This window comes from Arthrobacter sp. NPDC055585 (assembly GCF_053619115.1).
Genome location: NZ_JBSHIT010000004.1, coordinates 233,948 through 256,088 on the forward strand (window position 1 = coordinate 233,948; position 22,141 = coordinate 256,088).

At 66.6% G+C, this 22,141-nt stretch carries 22 protein-coding genes; 14 read left to right on the plus strand and 8 right to left on the minus strand.

Annotated elements, in window-relative coordinates:
• Positions 1–39 precede the first annotated feature (39 nt).
• Together ACWGQ2_RS09140 and ACWGQ2_RS09145 are read left to right on the plus strand one after the other, a co-directional pair.
• Positions 40–1,074, plus strand: a complete 1,035-nt coding sequence (locus ACWGQ2_RS09140) for an isopenicillin N synthase family dioxygenase (RefSeq protein WP_452016471.1) — start codon at positions 40–42, stop codon at positions 1,072–1,074.
• A gap of 162 nt (positions 1,075–1,236) precedes the next feature.
• On the plus strand, positions 1,237–1,524 hold the full coding sequence (locus ACWGQ2_RS09145) for a DUF1905 domain-containing protein (RefSeq protein ID WP_091608401.1): 288 nt from the start codon (positions 1,237–1,239) through the stop codon (positions 1,522–1,524).
• 21 nt (positions 1,525–1,545) lie between these two features.
• Here ACWGQ2_RS09145 and ACWGQ2_RS09150 read toward each other — a convergent pair whose 3' ends face one another.
• Genes ACWGQ2_RS09150 through ACWGQ2_RS09160 form a run of 3 tightly spaced genes read right to left on the minus strand, consistent with a single transcriptional unit; the run spans position 1,546 to position 4,263 of the window.
• Positions 1,546–2,772 (minus strand): N-acetylglucosamine-6-phosphate deacetylase, encoded by a 1,227-nt coding sequence (locus ACWGQ2_RS09150; protein WP_452016473.1) that lies wholly within the window; start codon positions 2,770–2,772, stop codon positions 1,546–1,548.
• Positions 2,773–2,788: 16 nt separating this feature from the next.
• Complete coding sequence (locus ACWGQ2_RS09155) at positions 2,789–3,517, minus strand: glucosamine-6-phosphate deaminase (RefSeq protein WP_452016475.1); 729 nt, start codon at positions 3,515–3,517, stop codon at positions 2,789–2,791.
• Positions 3,518–3,528: 11 nt separating this feature from the next.
• Positions 3,529–4,263: a FadR/GntR family transcriptional regulator gene (locus ACWGQ2_RS09160; protein ID WP_452016477.1), complete on the minus strand. Its 735-nt coding sequence runs from the start codon at positions 4,261–4,263 to the stop codon at positions 3,529–3,531.
• A gap of 207 nt (positions 4,264–4,470) precedes the next feature.
• Here ACWGQ2_RS09160 and ACWGQ2_RS09165 point away from each other — a divergent pair, with 207 nt between their 5' ends.
• The 9 genes from ACWGQ2_RS09165 to tatA all read left to right on the plus strand — a co-directional run bounded on the left by ACWGQ2_RS09165 (position 4,471) and on the right by tatA (position 13,903).
• On the plus strand, positions 4,471–6,081 hold the full coding sequence (locus tag ACWGQ2_RS09165; RefSeq protein WP_452016479.1) for an ABC transporter substrate-binding protein: 1,611 nt from the start codon (positions 4,471–4,473) through the stop codon (positions 6,079–6,081).
• 80 nt (positions 6,082–6,161) lie between these two features.
• Positions 6,162–7,121 carry an ABC transporter permease gene (locus tag ACWGQ2_RS09170; protein ID WP_452016481.1) on the plus strand — a complete coding sequence of 320 codons (960 nt, stop codon included), beginning with the start codon at positions 6,162–6,164 and terminating at the stop codon, positions 7,119–7,121.
• A 2-nt stretch (positions 7,122–7,123) separates the two neighbouring features.
• Positions 7,124–9,241, plus strand: a complete 2,118-nt coding sequence (locus ACWGQ2_RS09175; protein WP_452016483.1) for a dipeptide/oligopeptide/nickel ABC transporter permease/ATP-binding protein — start codon at positions 7,124–7,126, stop codon at positions 9,239–9,241.
• Complete coding sequence (locus tag ACWGQ2_RS09180) at positions 9,238–10,044, plus strand: ATP-binding cassette domain-containing protein (protein WP_452016485.1); 807 nt, start codon at positions 9,238–9,240, stop codon at positions 10,042–10,044. Before ACWGQ2_RS09175 ends, ACWGQ2_RS09180 begins: the two co-directional genes overlap by 4 nt.
• Before the next feature lie 27 nt (positions 10,045–10,071).
• A complete protein-coding gene (locus ACWGQ2_RS09185; protein WP_452016487.1) occupies positions 10,072–11,004 on the plus strand; it encodes a dihydrodipicolinate synthase family protein in 933 nt (310 codons plus the stop codon).
• Between the two features lie 5 nt (positions 11,005–11,009).
• Positions 11,010–11,969: an ROK family protein gene (locus tag ACWGQ2_RS09190; RefSeq protein ID WP_452016489.1), complete on the plus strand. Its 960-nt coding sequence runs from the start codon at positions 11,010–11,012 to the stop codon at positions 11,967–11,969.
• Positions 11,962–12,636 carry an N-acetylmannosamine-6-phosphate 2-epimerase gene (locus tag ACWGQ2_RS09195; RefSeq protein ID WP_452016491.1) on the plus strand — a complete coding sequence of 225 codons (675 nt, stop codon included), beginning with the start codon at positions 11,962–11,964 and terminating at the stop codon, positions 12,634–12,636. The genes ACWGQ2_RS09190 and ACWGQ2_RS09195 overlap by 8 nt, the downstream gene beginning before the upstream one ends.
• A 14-nt stretch (positions 12,637–12,650) precedes the next feature.
• A complete protein-coding gene (locus ACWGQ2_RS09200) occupies positions 12,651–13,616 on the plus strand; it encodes an alpha/beta hydrolase (RefSeq protein WP_452016493.1) in 966 nt (321 codons plus the stop codon).
• The gene (tatA, locus tag ACWGQ2_RS09205; protein ID WP_452016495.1) at positions 13,613–13,903 is read left to right on the plus strand and encodes a Sec-independent protein translocase subunit TatA; all 291 of its coding nucleotides are present in this window, start codon (positions 13,613–13,615) and stop codon (positions 13,901–13,903) included. The genes ACWGQ2_RS09200 and tatA overlap by 4 nt, the downstream gene beginning before the upstream one ends.
• A 288-nt stretch (positions 13,904–14,191) precedes the next feature.
• Here the strand turns inward: tatA and ACWGQ2_RS09210 are convergent, their stop codons facing one another.
• Entirely contained in the window at positions 14,192–14,797 is a 606-nt protein-coding gene (locus ACWGQ2_RS09210; RefSeq protein ID WP_452016497.1) for a class I SAM-dependent methyltransferase, read from the minus strand.
• Between the two features lie 237 nt (positions 14,798–15,034).
• Positions 15,035–15,946, minus strand: a complete 912-nt coding sequence (locus ACWGQ2_RS09215; RefSeq protein ID WP_452016499.1) for a helix-turn-helix transcriptional regulator — start codon at positions 15,944–15,946, stop codon at positions 15,035–15,037.
• A gap of 145 nt (positions 15,947–16,091) precedes the next feature.
• Here ACWGQ2_RS09215 and ACWGQ2_RS09220 point away from each other — a divergent pair, with 145 nt between their 5' ends.
• Complete coding sequence (locus ACWGQ2_RS09220; RefSeq protein ID WP_452016501.1) at positions 16,092–16,781, plus strand: SDR family NAD(P)-dependent oxidoreductase; 690 nt, start codon at positions 16,092–16,094, stop codon at positions 16,779–16,781.
• Here ACWGQ2_RS09220 and ACWGQ2_RS09225 read toward each other — a convergent pair whose 3' ends face one another.
• Both ACWGQ2_RS09225 and ACWGQ2_RS09230 read right to left on the minus strand, forming a co-directional pair.
• Positions 16,782–17,189, minus strand: a complete 408-nt coding sequence (locus ACWGQ2_RS09225; RefSeq protein ID WP_387011397.1) for a VOC family protein — start codon at positions 17,187–17,189, stop codon at positions 16,782–16,784.
• A gap of 14 nt (positions 17,190–17,203) precedes the next feature.
• Positions 17,204–17,644: a helix-turn-helix transcriptional regulator gene (locus tag ACWGQ2_RS09230; protein WP_387011396.1), complete on the minus strand. Its 441-nt coding sequence runs from the start codon at positions 17,642–17,644 to the stop codon at positions 17,204–17,206.
• 520 nt (positions 17,645–18,164) lie between these two features.
• On the opposite strand from ACWGQ2_RS09230, the gene ACWGQ2_RS09235 reads away from it, so the two are divergent.
• Positions 18,165–19,241, plus strand: a complete 1,077-nt coding sequence (locus tag ACWGQ2_RS09235) for a 2,3-butanediol dehydrogenase (RefSeq protein ID WP_452016504.1) — start codon at positions 18,165–18,167, stop codon at positions 19,239–19,241.
• Positions 19,242–19,305: 64 nt separating this feature from the next.
• On the opposite strand, the gene ACWGQ2_RS09240 is transcribed toward ACWGQ2_RS09235, so the two are convergent.
• Positions 19,306–20,325, minus strand: coding sequence for an NADPH:quinone reductase (locus ACWGQ2_RS09240; protein ID WP_452016506.1), 1,020 nt, complete (start codon positions 20,323–20,325; stop codon positions 19,306–19,308).
• Positions 20,326–20,564: 239 nt separating this feature from the next.
• Between ACWGQ2_RS09240 and ACWGQ2_RS09245 the strand changes: the two genes are divergently transcribed.
• Positions 20,565–22,118: an LTA synthase family protein gene (locus ACWGQ2_RS09245; protein ID WP_452016508.1), complete on the plus strand. Its 1,554-nt coding sequence runs from the start codon at positions 20,565–20,567 to the stop codon at positions 22,116–22,118.
• Positions 22,119–22,141: the final 23 nt, after the last annotated feature.

Below are 22,141 nucleotides of genomic sequence, written 5' to 3' on the forward strand. Positions count from 1 at the left end.
TGGTTCCCAGTTGACAGGCCCCGGTGCTACGTTTCCGGAATGAGCGATAACCCCACATCGATTCCTGTTCTGGACCTCAGCACGGCCCGCAATGCGGACGGCACCTTCAACCCTGAATTCATCGACAAGCTGCGTGAAGCGACCCACAAGATCGGGTTCTTCCAGCTGGTTGGCTACGGGGCTGGCGAAGAACGCGTCAAGGACCTCTTCGATGTCACCAAGCGCTTCTTCGACCTGCCGCTCGAAGACCGCCTGGAACTGGATAACCGCAAGTCCCCGCATTTCCGCGGCTACACCCGGCTGGGCACCGAACTGACCCAGGGCCGCCCCGATGCCCGCGAGCAGGTCGACTTCGGCCCGGAGCGCGAGCCCGTCACGGACTACCCCGCAGACCAGCCCTACTGGCTGGTGCAGGGCCCCAACCTCTTCCCGGACACCGTGCTGCCGGAACTGCGCAAGACGTCCATGGAGTGGGCTGAGCTGATGAGCGAGGTGGGCGCCGAACTGCTTTCCGCCATCTCCGTCTCCCTGGAACTGCCGGAAGACCACTTCACCGAACCGTTCGAGGGCACCCCGGCGTGGATGGCCAAGCTCATCCACTACGTAGGCGGCGTCGTGAAGGAAGCCGGCACCCAGGGTGTTGGCTCCCACGCCGACTACGGTTTTGTCACCCTCCTGCTGCAGGACGAGGTGGGCGGCCTGGAGGTCAAGCCGCACGAGTCCGATGAATGGCTGCCTGTTGAGCCGATCCCCGGCGCGCTGGTTGTGAACCTGGGCGAGATGCTTGAAGTCGCCACCCAGGGCTACCTCTCTGCAACCATCCACCGGGTCCAGGCTCCGCCGCCCGGCGTGGACCGCTACGCCATTCCGTTCTTCTGGTCCCCGCGCCTGGATTCGGTCATTGATCCCGTGCAGCTGCCGCCGGCTCTGGCGGACCAGTCCCGCGGCATCTCCGATGACCCGCAGAACCCGATGCTGGCTTCCTACGGTGCCAACGTTCTGAAGGGCTGGCTCCGTGCCCACCCGCAGGTCGCAGCGATCCACCACCCGGAACTGGTTCCGGCAAAGAAGTAGCAAACGTACGACGGCGGCCCGGCTGCAGGTGCTTACGGCACCTGGCCGGGCCGGTGGCGTTTAAGCCTCCGGCGGCACGCGGCACCACCGTTCCTCTCCCTCCGGGAAACCGATAGGGTGGCAGGGCCGGCAGCGATACCGGCCCTGAACAGGAGAACACGCATGGCGACAGTCCCGGGCCCGCTCGATCACACCTTTACTGCGCCGATCGGGGTGAAGGTAAAGGGCGATGTTTGGTCCTGTGTGGAAATGCCCGGATCGGCAGAGTTCTTCGGCACGGGAAAAACCGTCAAAGTGGCAGCGACCGTGGATGAGGAACCGATCCGCGGCGGCCTGATGCCCACCGGCCAGGGTGGCCACATGCTCTCCATCAGCGCCAAGCTGCGCAAGAAGCTGGGCAAGGACATCGGGGACACCGTCACCGTCCGCCTCACCGAACGGCTTAGCTGAGCCGCAGGACCGTACTCCCGGCTAGGAGAGCCAGCTACCCCTGCACATCACCCGAACGGGAACCAGCGCCTCATTCAGCACCAGAAGGTCAGCAGCCGCACCTGGGATCAGCGACCCCAGGTCCTGGCCGCGGCCGAGCACACCGGCCGGGACGCCAGCGGCCGCACGCACCGCAGCGGGCAGGCTGACTCCGGCCTGCACCGCGTTCCGGACCAGGTCCGCCATGGCTGCCGTACCTCCGGCAATCGAGCCGGTCGCGGCAAGCCGAGCTACCCCGTCCTGCACCAGCACCTCGGCCGGCCCCAGCCGGTACTGGCCATCAGCCAGCCCCGCGGCGGCCATTGAATCGGTCACCAGCGCAATGTTCCCGGCACCGAGCAGGTCGAACATCGCCGCCACCAGGTAGGGGTCCAGATGGGTCCCGTCCGCAATCAGCTCCACCGCCGCATTGCCTGCCTTCGCAGCACGCAGGCAGGCAGTCACGGCTCCCGGCGCCCGGTGGTGGATCGGATCCATGCCGTTGAAAAGATGGGTGACCGTTGGCCGGACGGCGTCCCCGCCGGGCGCCGCGAGGAGCCGGGCCGCCAGCTTCAGGGATTCATCCGCCTGTTCAGCGGTGCAGGCAGTGTGCCCCAGCGACGGCGTGACACCGTTCGCTGCGAGAAGTTCCACCAGACCGCCGGCTCCGGGAAGCTCCGGTGCGTAGGTCATCGTCCGCAGCCAGCCCCGGCCGGCGAGGACCAGTTCCCGGGCCAGCTCCAGGTCCGGTGCCAGCAGCCAGCGGGGGTCCTGCGCTCCGCACCGTGCTTCGGACAGGAACGGGCCTTCCAGATGGATTCCTGTGACCACACCGTCCTCAGCGAGGTCCGCGAGCAGCGCCAGCTGACGGAGCAGCGATTCCGGTTCGTCCGTGACCAGGCTGGCTGTGACCGTGGTGGTCCCGGCGCGGTGCAGTCTGCCAACAGCTTCGCGAATCGCGCCGGCATCCGCACGGGAGAAGTCGACGCCGTAGGCTCCGTGGCAGTGCAGGTCCACCAGGCCGGGGACCAATACCTCGCCTGCCGCCAGCTCAATGACGTCGTCTTCCGGCCGGACATCGAGTCCGCTCTGCGGCCCCGCGTAGGCGATGACGCCGCCGTCGACGGCCACCGCAGCGTCCTCCAGCAGCGGACCGGTTACCGCAGGCCCCCTCAGCACCAGTCGCGGGCGGCCGGCGGACTGAGCCGGAACAGGATTCATGGCCGTCATGTAAATGGTCCTTTGACTAGAGAAGGGAGGCGGCTGCGGCGTCGGCCAGAACGGTGACCCGGCCGTGCAGCTGCAGGACAGAGGCCGGGCACTCCGGGCTGACCGGGCCTTTCAGCGCGGCGCGGAGGGCGGGGGCCTTGCCTTCTCCGCGGGCAATGAGCAGCAGCTGTCCGGCTTCGAGAATAGTTCCCAGGCCCTGGGTCAGGCAGTGTGTGGGAACGCCGTCCAGTGAGTCGAAGAACCGCTGGTTGGCCCGGCGGGTGTCCTCGGTGAGAACTTCGACCCGGGTCCGTGAGTCCAGCGGCCCGCCCGGTTCGTTGAAAGCGAGGTGGCCGTTGCGTCCGATGCCCAGGATCTGCAGGTCGATGCCTCCTGCAGCTGTGATCCGGCGTTCGTAGTCCGTGCAGGCGGCCTGCAGATCATCCCGGTGCGGGTCCGGGAGATGCACCGAATGCGGATCCAGGCCCAGCGGCTCGATGATCTCCCGGCGCAGCACTTCGGCGTAGCTTTCCGGATGTCCTTTCGGCAGGCCGACGTACTCATCGAGGGCAAACCACGTGGCCCGGCTGAAATCTGTGTGCCCGGCTGCGAGGGCGTCATACAGGGGGGACGGGGATGAACCGGTGGCGACGCCGATCACCGGGTCCCGGCGGCCGTTCAGCGCAGCGAGCACCAGTTCCGCGGCCGCAGGTCCAATATCTTCCGGCGCCAGGCTGCGGACCAGCGGGGCGGCAGGGCGGTTCATCGTTTCGGTCCTCACGCGTCACGCAGTTTCGCCAGCTGGGCCCGGATACCGTCGAAGTGCCGGCGGAGCCGTTCGGAGGCCAGCTCCTTGTCACCGGCCTTTACCGCCTCCAGAATCCCGCGGTGGACCGCGGCATTCTCCCTGAGGTTGACCAGCGGGTCGCCTCCCAGCTCCAGGTGGATCTTACGGTAGACCTTCCAGAAGACGGACATCAGATTGGACAGCAGCTCATTGCCCAGCGGTTCGAAGAGCTGGTAATGGAACCGCTCATCGACCTCCGTGAAGTTGTTTCCGCTCTCCGCAGCGGCTTCCATCTCCTGCACCGTCGCCTCTATCTCAGCCAGATGCTCGGGGGTCCACAGGTCCATGGCCTCACCGATCAGGCCGGCTTCCAGTGCCTGCCGGACGTCGACCAGCTGCAGGGCTTCCTTTCCCTCGTGCCGGAGGGAGAGCCGGCCGCGGAAGGTCAGCCCGTCCGCCAGCGCATCGAAGTTTGCCGGCGCCACGAACATGCCAAAGCCGTGCCGGATCTCCACCACACCCAGGGCCTGGAGCACCTTGAGGGCTTCACGCAGCGTGTTCCGTCCGATGCCCAGGGCGGCCACCAGCTCTGCTTCGGTGGGAAGGGCATCGCCTGCCCGGAGGTCCCGTTCCAGAATGAGCTCCATGATTTCAGCCTGCAGCGCCCGTGAACGGTTTTGGGCGCTGAACCGCGCCGGCGGCAGTGAAGCATGGGGCAGGCTCATAGGTCCTCCTGGGACACAGATCAAAAAGGGTCTCGATTAAAACTTAGCCGATAGCACCACAGGTTATAGGATGTCCTATCTTTAGAACAGAGTTGCAAAAGAGTCTGATGTTATCCCTTGACGTTCCCGTGTGAGGAACCTTACAGTTCTCGAGACAAGCATCGGACATCCTACGTCCGATAAGTGACATGGATGGCGAGGCAACAGATGAACAATTTTCTTGAAACCAGCGGCCTGCTGAACGATTCAAGCCGCCGCAACTTCCTCAAGCTGGCCGGCGTCATGGGTGCCGCCGCCGCTTTCGCAGGTTCAATCTCCGCCTGCAGCCCCGGGGGAAGCCCCGCTCCGGCCGGCACCGGTTCCGCAGCCGCAGGCACCGGTTCCATTGAGGCCGGAATCTCCTACCAGCTCTCCACCGGCTTTGACCCGATGATCTCCACCGGTGCAACACCGCAGGCAGCCAACCTGCACATCTTTGAAGGCCTCACCGAGCTGCACCCCGCCACGCGCGAACCGTACCTCGCCCTGGCTGCGGCAGAGCCAGTGAAGATTGATGACACCACCTGGGAAGTGAAGCTCCGCGACGGCGCGAAGTTCCACAACGGTGATCCGGTCACCACCGAAGACGTGGTGTTCTCCTATGAGCGTGTGCTGGATCCTGCCAATCAGTCCCTGTTCGCCGGGTTCATCCCCTTCATTGACTCGGTCAGCGCCAAGGACGATTCAACGGTCGAGTTCAAGCTGAAGTACCCCTTCCCCGGCTTTAGCCCGCGTATCTCGGTCATCAAGATCGTGCCGAAGGCCGTGGTCACTGCGGACCCCGAAGGCTTCGACCTCAAGCCGGTGGGATCCGGCCCGTACAGCCTGGTGTCCGCCATGAAGGAAGACCGGATCGTCTTCAAGAAGTTCGACGATTACAACGGCAAGTACCCGGCGCGGGTCGCGGACATGACCTGGCTGCTCCTCGCGGACCCCGCAGCCCGCGTCGCCTCGGTACCCTCCCGCACACAGGCCATCGAAGACGTCCCCTACCTGGACGTGGATCAGCTCGCCACCAAGGTGGACGTTGAATCCGTCCAGTCCTTCGGTCTGCTGTTCCTGATGTTCAACTGCGAGAAGTTTTCCGACAAGCGTGTGCGTCAGGCCCTGCACTACGCGATCGACACCGACGCCGTCATCACCAAGGCGCTGCTGGGCAACGCCACGGCGGCGACGTCGTACTTCCAGCAGGGCCACCCGTCCTACAGTGAGGCTGCCGGGGTCTACGGCTACGACGCCGCGAAGGCCAAGTCGCTGCTGCAGGAAGCCGGCGTCCAGGACCTGACCATCACCCTGACCTCCACTGACACCGGCTGGGTCACCCGGGTCGTGCCCCTGATCAAGGAGTACTGGGACGCGATCGGCGTCAGCACCACCCTCGAAATCCTGCAGTCAGCTGCCGTCTACGCGCCGGAAAAAGTGGGCGGCAAGAACTTCGACGTACTCTGCGCCCCCGGCGATCCGTCGGTCTTCGGCAACGACGGCGACATCCTGCTCAGCTGGTTCTACCGCGGGGCCACCTGGATGGAGAACCGTGCCGGCTGGAACACCACCCCGGAATACGCGGACGTCCAGGCCAAGCTGGATGAAGCCGTGAAGCTCAGCGAAGACGAAGCCAAGGCCATCCACGCGAAGGTGGTGGACATCGTCTCCGAAGAAGCTCCGCTGTACCCGCTTTTCCACCGCAAGCTGCCCACCGCCTGGGATTCAAACGCATTGGACGGCTTCCAGCCGCTGCCCACCACCGGCGTCTCCTTCGTCGGTGTCGGGCGCAAGTAACAGCTGGAAACAGCCGCACACTCGGCGGGGTGCTCCCCCGGGCATCCCGCCGGTTTTACCCCGCACATTGGAGTTCCTGCGTGACAATGTTTATCCGCCTGCTTGGGCGCCGGCTCGCTGTCCTGCCGCTCATGCTGCTGGGCGTGACCGTGATGGTCTTCCTGGTCCTTTCCGTGATCCCTGCCGACCGCGCCACCGCCGTCCTGGGCGAGAACGCCAGCGAAGACGCCAAGGAAGCCTGGCGTGAGGAACGCGGGCTAAACGACTCTCTGCTGATCCAGTTCTTCCGCTACCTCGGCGGTGTCCTCCGGCTGGACTTCGGCGTCACCAACCCGCCCGAAGAATCGGTAGCCACCAAAATCGCCGCGGCCTTCCCGGTCACCCTGCAGCTGACCTTCCTGGGCATCCTGCTCGCCGTGGTGCTGGCGCTGACGCTCGGCATTACCGCTGCCCTGTACCGCGACCGCTGGCCGGACCAGGCAATCCGCATCTTCTCTATTGCGGCGATCGCCACGCCCTCTTTCTGGCTGGCCATCCTGCTGATCCAGTGGCTCGCCCTGCGGGAAGGTTCCCTGTTCCCCACCGGCGGCCTGGACTGGGCGGAGCAATACGGCTTTGTTGGCTGGCTCTATGCCATGACTCTGCCCGCCCTGGCCCTGGGCATTCCGGTCTCCGCGTCCCTCATCCGCGTGGTGCGCACCTCCATGGTGGAGGAGCTGGACCGCGACTACGTGCGAACCGCCATCGGCAACGGCGTCCCCTACCGGACCGTGGTTGCGCGGAACGTGCTGCGCAACGCCCTCGTCACCCCCGTCACCGTGCTGGGACTGCGTGTGGGCTACCTGCTCGGCGGCGCCGTCGTGATCGAAAAGATCTTCAGCCTCAACGGCATGGGTGACCTGATTGTGGTGGGCCTGACGACGTCGGACACCAACCTCGTGCAGGGCGCGGTCCTCACCATCGCCGTCACGTTTGTCCTGGTCAACATCGTCGTTGACCTGCTGTACCTGCTCATCAACCCCCGAATCCGGACGGTGTAACCATGCGCAACTCACTGGCCGAACGGCTCAGCAGCACCGGAGCCCGCTTCACTGCACTGACCCTCAGCTCAAAGCTCGCCCTGGGATTCCTGGCGTTCATTGTCCTGGTCGCAATCATTGGTCCGTTCTTCGCTCCCTTCGGCGAGAACGAGTCCAGTGCCCCCGTGCTCGCTCCGGGCGGGGAACACCTCTTTGGCACGGACGGCTCCAGCTATGACGTGTTTTCCCGCATGCTCTACGGCGCCCGCGTTTCTATCGCGATCGGCTTGGGCGCCGTTGCCCTGGCCCTGATCTTCGGTTCAATCCTGGGCGCGATCGCTGCGACGTCCCGCAAGGCCGTCAGCGAGACGGTCATGCGCATCCTCGACATCCTGATGGCCTTCCCCGGCATCGCCCTGGCAGCTGCCCTGCTGTTCGCGCTGCGGGAGCACTCGCTGAACCTTTTCGGCTCCACGGTCCCCGTGCTGATCCTCGCGATCGCCATTGTCTACACCCCGCAGCTGGCCCGGGTGGTCCGCGCCAACGTGCTGGCCCAGTACGGCGAAGACTACGTCCGCGCCGAACGCGTGATCGGCGCCGGCCGCACGTACATCCTGCTCAAGCACATTGCCCGCAACTGCGCCGCCCCGGTTCTGGTCTTCGCCACCGTGATGGTCGCCGACGCCATCATCCTGGAAGCCTCCCTGTCCTTCCTGGGCGCCGGCGTGCAGCAGCCCGCTGCCTCCTGGGGCAACGTCATGGCGGACGGGCGCAACGTGGTCTTCAGCGGCGCCTGGTGGCCCACCACTTTTGGCGGCATCACCATCCTGCTTACCGTCCTGGCCCTGAACATCCTGGCCGAAGGGCTGACCGATGCCATGGTCAACCCGCGGATCCGCACACCCCGCAAGCAGCAGGCTCCCGCCGCCGTCAACGCCGTTGCCACCGCTGCCCAGCCTTCCGCGCTGGACGCCGCCGGCACCTCGCTGACCGAGCACGACGGCGATGCCCTAGAGGTTGCCGACGCGCCTTCCGTGGGTGCGAACGTGCACAAACCCGGCTCGCTGGAAGCCCTGGCAGTGGAACTGAACCGGCTTGCCGCCGTCGAGGCCTCCCGCACGGACCGGCTGCCGGCCGTCGCTGACGACGCCCCCGTGATCCTGGAAGTGAAGGACCTGTCCATCCGCTTCCCGGAGCGCTACGGCGACACCGCCATTGTGGACCGGGTCAGCTTCACCGTCCGCGAAGGCGAGACCATGGGCCTGGTGGGCGAATCCGGCTGCGGCAAGTCCATTACGTCCCTGGCCATCATGGGCCTGCTGCCCCGCACCGCGCAGCTGACCGGTTCCATCCGGTTCAACGGCAAGGAACTGCTCACCAACGATCCCAAGGACCGCGACCGGCTCTACAAGGGCTTGCGCGGCGAACAGATCGCCATGGTCTACCAGGACGCGCTCAGCTCGCTGAACCCGTCCATGCTGATCAAGGACCAGATGCTGCAGCTCACCCGCCGCGGCGGCCGTAAGAGCCCGCGCGAACTGCTGGAACTGGTGAAGCTGGATCCGGACCGCACGCTCAGGAGCTATCCGCATGAGCTCTCCGGCGGCCAGCGCCAGCGGGTGCTCATTGCCATGGCACTCTCCCGCTCACCGAAGATCGTGGTGGCGGATGAACCGACGACGGCGCTGGACGTGACCGTGCAGAAGCAGGTTGTGGACCTGCTGAACGAACTGCGTGAGCAGCTCGGCTTCGCTATGGTGTTCGTCAGCCACGATCTGGCCCTGGTGGCATCCCTGGCCCACCGTGTCACGGTGATGTATGCCGGACAGGTGGTCGAATCCGGCGACGTATCGGACCTGCTGCAGGACCCCCGGCACGAATACACCCGCGGTCTGCTCGGCGCGGTGCTCTCCATCGAGGCTGGTGCCGAACGCCTGCACCAGATCCAGGGCACGGTTCCCTCGCCCCGGGATTTCGCTTCCGGCGACCGGTTCGCCGAGCGTTCCCTGCGGCCCGACGCCGATCCGAACCAGGTCCTGGAGTTCGTCCAGGTTGGGGACAGCACGCATTACTGGGCCAGCCACGAAACCGCGCCCGCAGACCTCGTTGAATCCGGCACAAGCACAAGGCAGGAAGCATGAGCACGGAAAACAGCACCGCACCCGTCCTGGAACTGAAGGGCATCAAGGTTCACCACCGGGCGCGCACCGGTTCCCTGTTCCGCCCGAACATCGTCAAGGCCGTGGACGGCGTGGACTTCACCGTCCGCCGCGGCGAAACCGTGGGCATCGTGGGCGAATCCGGCTGCGGCAAGTCGACGCTGGCCTCCGTGCTGGTGGGCCTGCAGGAACCCACGGCCGGGGAGGTGCTGTTCAACGGGCAGAAGGTCAACACGCGGACCTCATCGAAGAAGACCTTCGGCCGCGCCGTCGGCGTGGTGTTCCAGGACCCGGCCACCGCACTGAACCCGCGCATGACCATCCAGGACATCCTCACCGATCCCCTGCAGGTCCACGGCATCGGCACCCAGGCTTCCCGCACGGCCCGGGTGAAGGAACTGCTTGGCCTGGTGGGGCTGCCGCAGTCCGCCGCGGAGGTCACTCCGCATCAGGTCTCCGGCGGGCAGCGCCAGCGCGTGGCCATCGCCCGGGCCCTGGCGCTGGATCCCTCGATCATCGTGGCTGACGAGCCGACGTCGGCCCTGGACGTTTCGGTGCGTGCGCAGGTCCTGAACCTGCTCTCGGATCTGAAGCGGGAACTGAACCTGGGCATGGTCTTCATCTCCCATGACATCCAGACCGTCCGCTACGTCTCCGACCGGATCTGCGTCATGTACTACGGGCGGATCGTCGAAGAAGGACCGGCCGCGGAGGTCTTTGACCGGCCCACCAACGATTACACCAAGAGCCTGCTCGGAGCAGCGCCCAGCCTTTTGCACGTCTAGAACTAGAACCAAGCACTGGAGAACTACTTGTCACACGCATCCAACCCCAGCTTCCACGGCGTTATCCCGCCGGTCGTCACGCCCCGCACGGCGGACGGCGCCGTCGACACCGCGTCGCTGGAAAAGCTGACCAAATACCTGCTCGACGGCGGCGTCTCCGGGCTGTTCATCCTCGGCTCCTCCGGCGAGGTTCCCTACCTGACCAATGCCGAACGGGACACCGTGATCCGCACCGTCGCCGGGGTCAACGCCGGTGAAGTGCCCGTGATCGCCGGCGCCTGCGAACAGACCACCGCCCGCACCATCGAAGAAGGACGCCGGCTGGTGGGCCTGGGCGCGGACGCCATCGTGGCGACGTCGCAGTTCTACGCCATCTCCGACATCGCCGAAACCGATACGCATTTCCGGTCCCTGCATGCCGCCCTGGACGTGCCGCTGTTCGCGTACGACGTGCCCGTCCGCACCCACTTCAAGCTGCCGCTGCCGCTGCTGGTCCAGCTGGCGCAGGACGGCGTGCTCGCCGGCGTCAAGGACTCCTCCGGTGACGACGTCTCCTTCCGCCAGCTGCTGCTCGCCACCCGCGGGCTGCCGGACTTCGCCGTCTTCACCGGCCACGAAGTAGTGGTCGACGGCGCGCTGCTGGGCGGCGCCGCCGGCGTCGTTCCCGGACTCGGCAACGTGGATCCCGCGGGCTACGCCGCACTGTACGCGGCAGCGAAGGCGGGCAACTACGCCGAGGCCGCGCGGGTCCAGGACCGGCTCGCCGGGCTCTTCGACATTGTCTACACGCCCACGCCCGGCCGGGTCTCCCCCGGCGCCGCGGGCCTGGGCGCGTTCAAGACCGCGCTGATGCTGCTGGGCGTCATTGAAACCAATGTGATGTCCACGCCGATGACTGCCCTGAACGACGCCGAGACCGCTGCCATCCGCGGCATCCTCGAACGCAGCGGACTGCTCTGATCCCCATGCGGCATGTTCTCGGGATCGATCTGGGCGGCACCAAGACTGCCGGCGGGATTGTCGACGCCGGCGGGAACGTGGTGGTCTCCGCCGAGGTACCGACGCCGTCGCGGGCCGGTGCCGGCGCGGTCCTGCAGGCAGCCGCGGGCCTGGTCCGTTCCCTGCTGGCCGAGGCCGAAAGCCGGGGCCTGCAGGTGGACGCCCTGGGCATCGGCTCGGCCGGCGTGATCGACTCAGCCCGCGGCGTCGTGCTCTCCGCAACGGACTCAATCCGCGGCTGGGCCGGAACGGCACTGGCGGCGGAACTGGCTGCGCGCACGGGCCTGCCCACCACAGCCCTGAATGACGTCCACGCGCATGCCCTGGGCGAGAGCTGGCTCGGGGCCGGCGCCGGGGTTCCCAGCGTCCTGTTCATGGGCATGGGAACGGGTGTGGGCGGCAGCTACGTGCTGGACGGCCGGCCTCTGGAAGGCGCGTCCTTCGCTGCCGGGCACACCGGTCACCTGGCCTCACCATTCGCCGTTGACGCCGGAGAGCCGCTGCCCTGCAGCTGCGGCGGTGCCGGGCATGTGGAGGCCGTCGCCTCCGGGCCAGGCATCTTCGCGCTCTACACCCGCCTGGGCGGCAGCACTGCCGCAGACACCCGCGGCGTCTACGCCCTGGCTGCCGGCGGTGATGATCCGGCCGCTGCCGAGGCCCTGCGCCGCGGCGCTGCCGCTGCCGGCTCTGCAATCGGCGGACTGGCCAACGTCCTTGATCCGCACATCGTGGTGGTGGGCGGCGGGCTGGCCTTCGCTGGTCCGCTCTGGTGGGAGGAAACGGAAGCCCAGGCACGCGCCGAGCTGCTCCCGCCGCTGGCCGGACTGAGAATCGTTCCCGCGCAGCTCGGTGCGACCGCAGCCATCCGCGGCGCCGCCCGCCGTGCCCTGACGCTGATCCCCGCTACCGAAGGCTCCCATGCTTAATCTCGAAACCCTGCGCTCATCCCTGATCGTCTCCTGCCAGGCCTACCCCGGCGAACCGATGCGGGATCCGCGCACCACTGCCCAGGTGGCCCAGTCCGCAGTGATCGGCGGCGCGGCCGCTGTTCGGGTACAGGGGCTCAGCGACATCCAGGCGGTGCGTGCCGCCGTCGAAGTTCCGGTGATCGGGCTTTGGAAAGACGGGCACGACGGCGTTTTCATCACGCCCACGCTGCATCACGCCCTGGCCTGTGCCAGCGCCGGTGCGCACATCGTGGCACTGGACGGCACCCGCCGCGAACGCCCGGACGGGCTGTCCCTGGCGCAGACCATCACCGGTGTCCATGACGGCTCCCCCGCGCTGGTCATGGCCGACTGCGGTTCCGCGGCCGACGCCGTCGCTGCCGCCGAGGCCGGTGCGGACATTCTTGGCACCACCCTCGCCGGGTACACCGGGGAGCGGCCAAAAACCGATGGACCGGATCTGGAGCTGATTTCTGAAATCGCTGCCCTGGACCTCGGACTGCCCCTAATCGCCGAAGGCCGCATCCATACCCCCGCCCAGGGCCGGGCCGCGCTGGACGCGGGAGCCTTCGCCGTCGTTGTGGGCACTGCCATCACCCATCCGGCGACCATCACCGGCTGGTTCGCGGAGGCGCTGGTTCCGTGAAGGCGTTCCGGGCCGTGAAGTCTTTCCGGGAGCGCGTGGATCCGGAGCTGCTGCCCGGGCTGGCGTACTCAGAGGCTTTCCCGCCTCCGGTGACGCGGGCGCAGCTGACGGAGTTCCGGGCACGCACGGCGGCGCCGGCTGCCGTCGGAGTTCCCGGGGTGCAGGTGCAGGACCATTCTTCCCGGGGCCTGGTCCTTAGGGTTTTTACCCCGTCCGGCGCTGGACCGCACCCGGCAATTTACTGGCTGCACGGCGGCGGCATGATCGCCGGCAGCGTGGAGCTGGACTCGGCGTACTGTGCGTCTCTGTGCGCGCGGACCGGTGCCGTGGTGGCGGCTGTGGATTACCGGCTGGCGCCGGAGCATCCGTTCCCCGCGCCGCTGGATGACGCGCTGGCCGGGCTGCAGTGGCTCTTCGCGTCGGCCGGGGACCTCGGGGTTGATCCGGAGCGGGTGGCTGTTGCAGGGTCCAGCGCCGGCGGCGGGCTGGCGGCCGGGCTCTCCCTGCTGAACCGGGACCAGGACCGGCTGCCCCTGGCGTTCCTTTACCTGATGTACCCGATGCTGGACCCGTCGCACAGCTCCGGGTCCGCCCGGGAGTTCACCGGCATCCCCTCCTGGAACCGGGCCCACAGTGAGTTCGCCTGGAGCTGTTACCTGGGCGGCGGGGCCGCCTCTCCATACGCGGCGCCCGCGCTGGCCGAGGATCTGGCAGGCTTGCCGCCGGTGCTGCTCCAGACCGGTGAACTGGACCTGTTCCGCGATGAGGACATTTCCTTTGGAATGCGGCTGCTGCAGGCCGGCGTTCGCACGGAACTGCACGTCTATCCCGGGGCCTATCACGGCTTCGAACTGAACTGCCCGGACTCCTTTGTGGGCGCCCGGTGCCTGCAGGACCGGGACCGCGCCCTCATCCGGGCGCTGCACGGCACGTCCACCATTTTTCCGATGCTCAACGCTGTGAAAGGCACATCCTCATGAGGCTTGAAGGCTGGCACATTGTCATCATCGTCGTCCTGGCGATTCTTCTCTTCGGTGCTCCGAAGCTGCCCGGGCTGGCGCGCAGCGTCGGCCAGTCGCTGCGGATCTTCAAGTCCGAGGTCCGCCAGCTCAAGGACGAGGACGCTCCGGCCAAGCCGGCCACGGACCCGGTGACCGGTGCCGTGATTCCTCCGGTTCGCCCGGCGCCCGCTCCCGCGGCCTACTCCCCCACCCCCAACCGTCGAGATAGCAGTTACGGCTCTTATGAGGCTCCAAAAGAGCCGTAACTGTAATCTCGGCGGGCTGGCATCGGGACCACCGATCGTCGCGAGGGTCTTCCGGCACCTGCCGGGCAGACCCGCGTCGCTCACCCGCCCGGCCCCCGGCAACCTTCGGGGAGACAACGTCCTTTAGCCCGGTGCCGCTGCAACCTTCGGGGAGACAACGTCCTTTCGAACTGCCGAAAGCAGCGTTATCTCACCGAGGGTTTCAACGGTTTCGCTCAAACCAGCGTTATCTCCCCGAAGGATGGGTTAGTCCCAGGACCCGCCTCGGAGCCCAGGCACGCTGAACGGTTAGCGGCGGCCCAGCACGGCAACCAGGAAGTCCGACTCGACATCGAACGGACGCAGGTCCCAGGTGGAGAACTTCTGCTGAACCGTCAGGCCCACGGCTGAGGCATCTTCAAGGAACGTGCCGAAGTCGTACCCGCGGCCGGCACCGAAGCCGACGACGATCCGCCCACCCGGTGCCAGATGGCCGGCCATGCGGGTCAGGGCATCCTGCGCGGTGCCCGGGGCGAGGAACGCCATCACATTTCCGGCGCTGACAATCAGGTCGAACGGCTCGGTCATGCCTTCGGCAGGCAGGTCCAGTTCGGTCAGGTCCATGGTGAACCACGGAACGTCCGGGAAGTCCTTCTGCGCGGCGGCAATCAGTTCCGGATCAACGTCAACGCCGACGACGCTGTGTCCGCGCCGGGCGAGCTCGCCGCCGACGCGTCCGGGGCCGCATCCGGCGTCGAGGATCCGGGCCCCGCGCGGAAGCATGGCATCCACGAGCCGGGCTTCCCCGTGCAGGTCTGCTCCCTCTTCCCGCATCTGCTCAAAGCGCTGGATGTACCAGGCTGAGTGCTCGGGATTCTGGCGTTTCTTTACTTCCCACAGGGTTTCTTTGCGCACCCTTCCAGCGTACGCGGCTGGCAGCATGAGAACCGCCCCCGGCCTCGGCCAAGCCAAGGCCGTGCCGGCCCAGAGCGCACAGTTCCCCACCCTTCGTGACGCATGTTGCCGGATGGGACCACACCAGTCACATGGGCAACGAAGGATGGGAAAGACGGAAGGCCCTTTCAACGGGCGGGCATCGGCCCCGGCTCAGCCTGCGGATTCCTTCGATTCCGAGCGCTGCGAGCCCCCGGCTTAGACCGCGGATTCCCTGGAATCCGAACGCTGCGACTCCTCGCGGCCGGATCCCTCGCGCCGCGCTCCCGCAGCCTGGGTTCCTCCGGTGGCTGGCAGGTGTGCCGAAGCGAGCAGCGCCAGCTTGCCGGCGTCGTCGGTCCCCTGTTCCGGGTGGAAGACCACCAGCGTGATTCCGTCCGCCCCGCCGATCTCCAGGCGTTCACGGTTCAGCGTCAGTTCGCCGACCTGCGGATGGTTCAGCCGGATGGATCCGCCCATCCTGCCCTTGACGTCATGTTTGGCCCAGAGCTGCACGAACCGCGGGCTGGCCAGCGACAGCTCCCCGGTGAGTTCGATGAACCGCGGATCGTCGATGTCCTTGCCCACGGCCTGTCGCAGGCTCCCCACCAGGCACTCGGTGACGTTTTCCCAGTCCGGGTAGAGATCCTGTTCGGCAGGGTCCAGGAACATGTCCCGCAGCTGGTTTCCGCCCACGGACAGCCGCGGAGACAGCGCGGTGGCCAGCGGATTGGCCGCCAGGATGTCGAAGTAGCGTCCCTCAAGAAACGCCGGCTGGGTCATGGAGTTCAGCAGGTTGAGCGCGCTGGGCGGCGGCACCTCGGCACGGGCCTTCCGCCGGCGCGGCCGGGGCGCCTCGCACACCAGTGCGGTGAGGTGCGCCAGATGGTCCTGGTCCAGGCGCAGCACCCGGGCCAGCGACTCCACCACCTGCAGGGACGGGTTGCGGTCGCGGCCGCGTTCCAGCCGCAGATAATAGTCGGCACTGATTCCGGCCAGCATGGCCACTTCTTCGCGCCGCAACCCGGGCACCCGCCGTACCCCGCCGTCGGGAATTCCTGCTTCCTGCGGAGTCACAAGCGCACGGCGGGCCCGCAGGTAGGCGCCCAGCGCGTTGGTGGTCTCAGTCATGGGATTACAGTACGACGCCGCGGGGCATTTTGAGGGGGCCCTGTCACACCCCCGGCTGAAGGGGGCACTGGTTCGTCCCGGGCACGGCTCCTAGCGTCGATGCAGGGCCCGATCCGGGGCCGCCCAGTCGAAACAGAGGATTCCCATGACCGTCACACTGATCACCGGCGCCAACCGCGGCATCGGTTTTGAAACTGCCCGGCAGCTGCTCGCGCTGGGCCACACCGTCTACATCGGCGCCCGGGATGCCGAGCGCGGCGAAAAGGCAGCTGCAGAGCTCGGTGCCCGCTTTGTACAGTTGGACGTCACCGACGACGCTTCGGTCAATCAGGCGATGGAAACCATCGGCCTCACCGAGGGGGCCCTGGACGTGCTGATCAACAACGCCGGCGTGATGGCCACCGGTGTTCCGGATGGCCCGTCGGCACTGCGCTCCTTCGATACCAACGCCGTCGGCATTGTCCGGGTTACCGAGGCCGCGCTGCCGTGGCTGCGCCGCTCGGCTAATCCGGTGGTCGTGAACATCACCAGCAGCATGGGCTCCTTCTGGGCAGCCACCAACCCGGAACGGCCGGAATTCCACATCACCAACGGGCCGCTCTACGCCGCATCCAAGTCCGCCGCGACCATGCTCACCGTGCAGTATGCCAAGGCCCATCCGGACATCAAGTTCAACGCCCTGGAGCCGGGCTACACGGCCACGGACATGACCGCGGATATGGAAGGCGGGCGTCCGGTGGAGGAAAGTGCCGCCGTCGTCGTGCGCCTGGCCACGCTGGATGTGGACGGGCCCACCGGCACCTACACCGATGAGAACGGCGTGCTGCCCTGGTAGCTAGACGCCGTTGATGCGGATCTGGTTGCCGGCCGGGTCGCGGAAGGCGCAGTCGCGGATGCCGTAGGGCTGGTCGGTTGGCTCCTGGATCACTTCCGCGCCGGAGGCCTGCACGGCGTCGAACGCGGCGTCCACGTCCGGCGAGGAGAGGACCAGGGTAGCGAACGTGCCCTTGGCCATCATCTCCGCGATCATGCGGGTCTCTTCCTCCGTAATGGAGGGGTCCGCCGACGGCGGATACAGCACCACGGAGACTTCCGGCTGGCCCGCTGGGCCTACGGTGATCCAGCGCATTCCCTCGTAGCCGACGTCGTTCCTCACCTCGAATCCGAGGGCGTCACGGTAGAAGGCGAGGGACTCGTCCGGGTCCGTCTGGGGCAGGAAACTGTTGGATATGTTCAGGTTCATGCGGGCAACGCTAGTTACCGGGATGCCGGCTCCGCTTCTTGATTCCTGACCGGTTTGGAGACGTTCTTCGCGATGCAGGACGGAATGCCCTTTGTCTCCTCCGCGTTCTCGCGCCGGTAAGTGCTCGGCGGCACACCAACCAGTTCGGTAAAGCGGGTGCTGAAGGTACCAAGCGAGGAGCAGCCGACGGCGAAGCACACCTCGGTCACGGAGAGGTCGCCGCGGCGCAGGAGCGCCATGGCCCGTTCGATGCGGCGGGTCATCAGATAGGAGTAGGGCGCTTCGCCGAAAGCCCTCTTGAACTCCCGGCTGAGGTGTCCGGCGGACATGTGCGCGTCGCGGGCGAGCGCCTCAACGTTCAGCGGCTGGGGGTACTCCCGGTCGATCCGGTCGCGCACCCGGCGGAGCACCACAAGGTCCCGCAGCCGCTGGTCCCGGGCTGTACTGCTGGACATGGGGATACCGTAGCCCCGCAGCACGGGGCAGGCTAGAGAGCTGCGCCGCGCGGGTGATTTCCCCGCCGACGGTCAATGGATTTCAGGACCCACCTCAGAAGGGCCTTCCCGGCCAGGGTTCCTCCGGCCGGCATCTTCACGGCGTACGCGGCCCCACTGGTACAGGCCGAAAATACACAGGCCAACCATCACGGCCGCTCCCAGTACCCGCCACCAGGCAAACGGCCCGCCCGCCGCGATCAGCACAGCCGACAACAGGAAGGAAAGGCTCATCAAAGGATGGGGGACCCGGTCCGGATTGGGCGTCCTTCGGATCCTTCGCTCGGCGCCCATGGCCAGTCCCCCTTAGGTTTCCTGCCGGGAAGCCTGCTGCACTGCCCGGCGCTTTGCGGATGTGTTCGAGTCACCCTACGCCACTGCCCGAAACCTCGTTCCGCTGCTGCGGGCAGCGCTTCAGGAGCCTAGCGTGGGAAGCAAGCAGCAGAACTCACTGCGCTTTGCCCAATCGTAAGGAGCTGCAATGAAAGCCGCCCGCTACTACGACCGCGGTGACATCCGTGTGGACGAACTGCCGGAGCCGGAGCTCAAACCGGGAACCGTAGGGATCGACGTCGCCTGGTGCGGCATCTGCGGTACTGACCTCCATGAGTACCTCGAGGGACCCATTTTCGCCCCGGCCCACGGGCAGACCCATCCCATCTCCGGGGAAGGGCTCCCAGTCACGCTGGGGCATGAGTTCTCCGGCGTGGTTTATGCCGTAGGCGAGGGGGTGGAAGACCTGGAAGTCGGCCAGCACGTTGTTGTTGAGCCCTACATCATCCGGGACGACGTCGACACCGGTCCGGAAAGCCGGGACTATCACCTCTCCCCCGACATGAACTTCATCGGCCTCGCCGGCCGCGGCGGTGGACTGGGTGAAAAGGTGGTGGTGCAGAGGCGCTGGGTGCACCCCATCGACAACTCGGTTCCGCTGGACCAGGCAGCCCTGATCGAACCGCTGTCCGTGGGGTATCACGCCGTCGAGCGTTCCGGAGCGAAAACAGGAGACGTGGCGTTGGTTGGCGGTGCCGGACCGATTGGTTTGCTGACCGCGGCTGTCCTTAAAGCCCAGGGCGTCACCGTGGCCATCTCCGAGCTCAGCCCGCTGCGCCGCGAGAAGGCCCTGGAGGCCGGCGTCGCAGACTACGCCCTGGATCCATCCCAGGTGGACGTAGCCGAAGAGGTGCGGAAGATAACGGACGGCAAGGGCGCGGACGTCGCGTTTGAGTGCAGCAGTGTCCAGGCAGTGCTGGACACGCTGATGGATGCCCTTCGTCCCACCGGGGTGCTGGTGGTGGTGTCTATCTGGGGCAAACGCTCGGACTTTGATATCCACAAACTGGTGATGAAGGAAATCGACATGCGCGGCACCATCGCCTACGTGAATTCCCACCCCGCCACAATCGAACTGGTGGAGTCCGGCAAGATCGATCTCTCGCCCTTCATCACCGGGAAAATCGGATTGGAGGGACTCGTGGACGAAGGCTTCGACACCCTGATCAACCGCAACGAAACAGCGGTAAAAATCCTGGTCTCGCCCTCAGGCGAAGGCATCTGACGGTTGGGCGGTGCCGGTGCGCGGAAACGGATCCAGCGCACCGGCACCGCCCTACCAACCAGTTCTACGCGTCGCCGGATACCCGGATCAGGACCTTGCCGGTCACACCGCTTTCAACCGCGTCGTGCGCGGCAGCGGTCTCTTCCAGGCTGAACCAGGTCAGCGGCAGGCCCGCGGCTTCACCCACCGGCAGGGCGCCGTCGCGCAGTGCTTCGGTAATGTCCTTCACGGCGGACTGATGCGCTGCTTCGCCCTCGGTGTAGACGAGCACACCCTGCCAGCGGACATTCTTCGCGAAGCTCGCGACAATCGGAGCGGTGAACTCCTCGCCGTTGTTGTTCGCGTAGTAGGCGATGCTGCCGTGGTTCGCGATCACGTCGACGTCGAGTGCAGCGTTCTGTGCCGGGGACACTTCCACGATCTGGTCGACGCCGTCGGGCGCGATTTCGCGGATCCGGTCGGCTTCGGCGGGGTCGGGGTACCGCACAATGTGGTGCGCGCCGGCGGCACGGGCCAGGTCTGCCTTCCCGTCGCTGCTGACCGTGGCGATCACGGTGGCGCCTGCCCACACGGCGAGCTGGATCGCGGCATGGCCCACTGCCCCGGCTCCGCCCTGGACCAGGACGATGCGGCCTTCCAGGGAACCGGGCGCCAGCCGAGCCGGGCCGAACTCGTGCACCGTGAGGGCACGGTGCGCGGTCATGGCCGGAACGCCCAGGCTGGCGGCGACGTCGAACCCGATGCCGTCGGGCAGGGGAACCGCGCGGTCCGCTGGAAGGACGGTGTATTCCTGGGCCGTGCCGGTGGGGCGGCCGTGCGCTGCGAGGTAGATCCACACCCGGTCACCCACGGCCAGGCCGGAGACGTCCTCGCCGACGGCGTCGATGATGCCGGCACCGTCCTGGTTGGGCACCACCTCCTCGAACGCGATCCCGGCACCGGCGCGGGCCTTCCAGTCGGTGGGGTTGACCCCGGAAACGGTGACGCGGACCCGTACTTCACCCGGCCCGGGGTCGGAGATGCTGCGTTCGGCGAGGGACAGGACTGAGGAATCTCCAGTGTCGGAGTAGACGATGGATTTCATGTGCAGGGACAAGGACAGACGGGGCTGATCTATTCCCCGGTCAGGCAGATCCCCGGCTTCCGAGGCCGTTTTGGCGGGTCACTCTGGTGTGAACTTCCCCGCTGAAGAAGGGGTAACGATCAGATTAACGGCGGTTGAACGGGTATCGTAACGGTACTAGTCTTCTAATGCCCCGGCGACGGGCAGTTTGTCAAGAGCGTCCCGCCTAAAGCGGCAGCCCAGAAAATCCAGGAGTTCCCATGTCTGACCGGTTTCGTCACGTGACCCGCCGCGGCGGCGTCGTCGTGGGGCATGCCCTGGTCTACCTCCTGATCTGGGCAGGACTCACCATGGCGGCTTCCGCCGGCGTCATCCATTATTACTGGGGCCGGATTTCCGTAGCCCAGCTGCTGATGAACCTCGTCTCGGTGGAGACCGACGGCGGCGGCGGCAGCATTGTCACCACCAGCATCCTGGCCATCGGTGTTGCTCCCATCCTGATCACCGCCGCGATCATTGTGCTGCACCAGCGCCGCCGGCGGAACCATCGGCTGCGCGCCCATACGCCCTCGCCCCGGGCGAAGTGGATCGTACGCAGCATCGCCACCGCGCTGGTGGGTACTCTCGTCATTGGCGGAACCACCGCGTTCGCGACCAAGGTCAGCATGGCCGAATACATCGCGGCCGCCACTTCTCCGTACGACGTCGGCGAGTACTACAAGCTGCCCATCGTTACCGGCAGCGAGAACAAGCGCAACCTCGTGATGATTTACCTCGAGTCCGGCGAGCAGACCCTCGCGGACGACCAGCTGTTCGAGAAGGACGCGTTCCTTCCCCTGAAGGACGCCACCCAGGCGGCGGACGGCTGGCAGAGCGTGGAGAACTACCAGCAGTACAAGGGCGGCGGCTGGACGATGTCCGGCCTGGTGTCCACCCAGTGCGGCATCCCGCTGAAGGGCTCGGCGTTCGGCGGCAGCAGCTCCGGCGGCGGCAACGCGGACGACGCCGGTTCCGACACCTACCTGGGCGGTGCCACCTGCCTGGGCGACGTCCTCGCAGAGCAGGGCTACACCAGTGTATTCCTCGGCGGCGCGAACTCCTCCTTCGCAGCCAAGGACGATTTCCTGAGCACACACGGGTACTCCGAGATCAAGGGCCTGGCGGACTGGCGTGCCGCCGGCGAAGAGGAGAAGAGCTTCCGCAGCGACTGGGGCCTGAGCGATGAGCGGCTGATGGCCAACGCCCGGGAGAAGGTTGACGAGCTGCACACCCAGTTCCGGGCCACCGGGCAGCCGTTCAACCTGACCATGCTCACGCTCGACACCCACGAACCGGTGCACATCTACGACTACTGCAACGTAGACACCGAGAACGTGGTCACCTCAGCGTTCGACTGCTCCATGACCCAGGTCGCCGCCTTCGTGAACCACATGAAGGAGCAGGGTTATCTGGAGGACACCGCCGTGGTGATCATGGGCGACCACCTCAAGCACATGAGCGCCGGCGACGCCTTCCACGAGCAGCTGGACCACCACCCGAACCGCACCATCTTCAACCGCATCTGGATCCCCGGCGGCAGCGACGAACAGCTGCGTCCCGGCGTAGACCAGCTGAGCATGTATCCCACGCTGCTCGAGGTGGCGGGCCTGACCGTGAAGGACCGCGAAGCGGGTCTGGGCGTCTCGGCCTTTGCACAGGAGCTCCCGCAGGACTCGGCGCAGGCCGTTGATCCGGACACCTATGCCGGGCTCCTGGAATCACTCTCCCCGCACTTCTACGCGGAGGCCTGGGCGAGCCAGCCGCTCGCGCGCTAGGAGCATAAGTACGACGGCGGGTC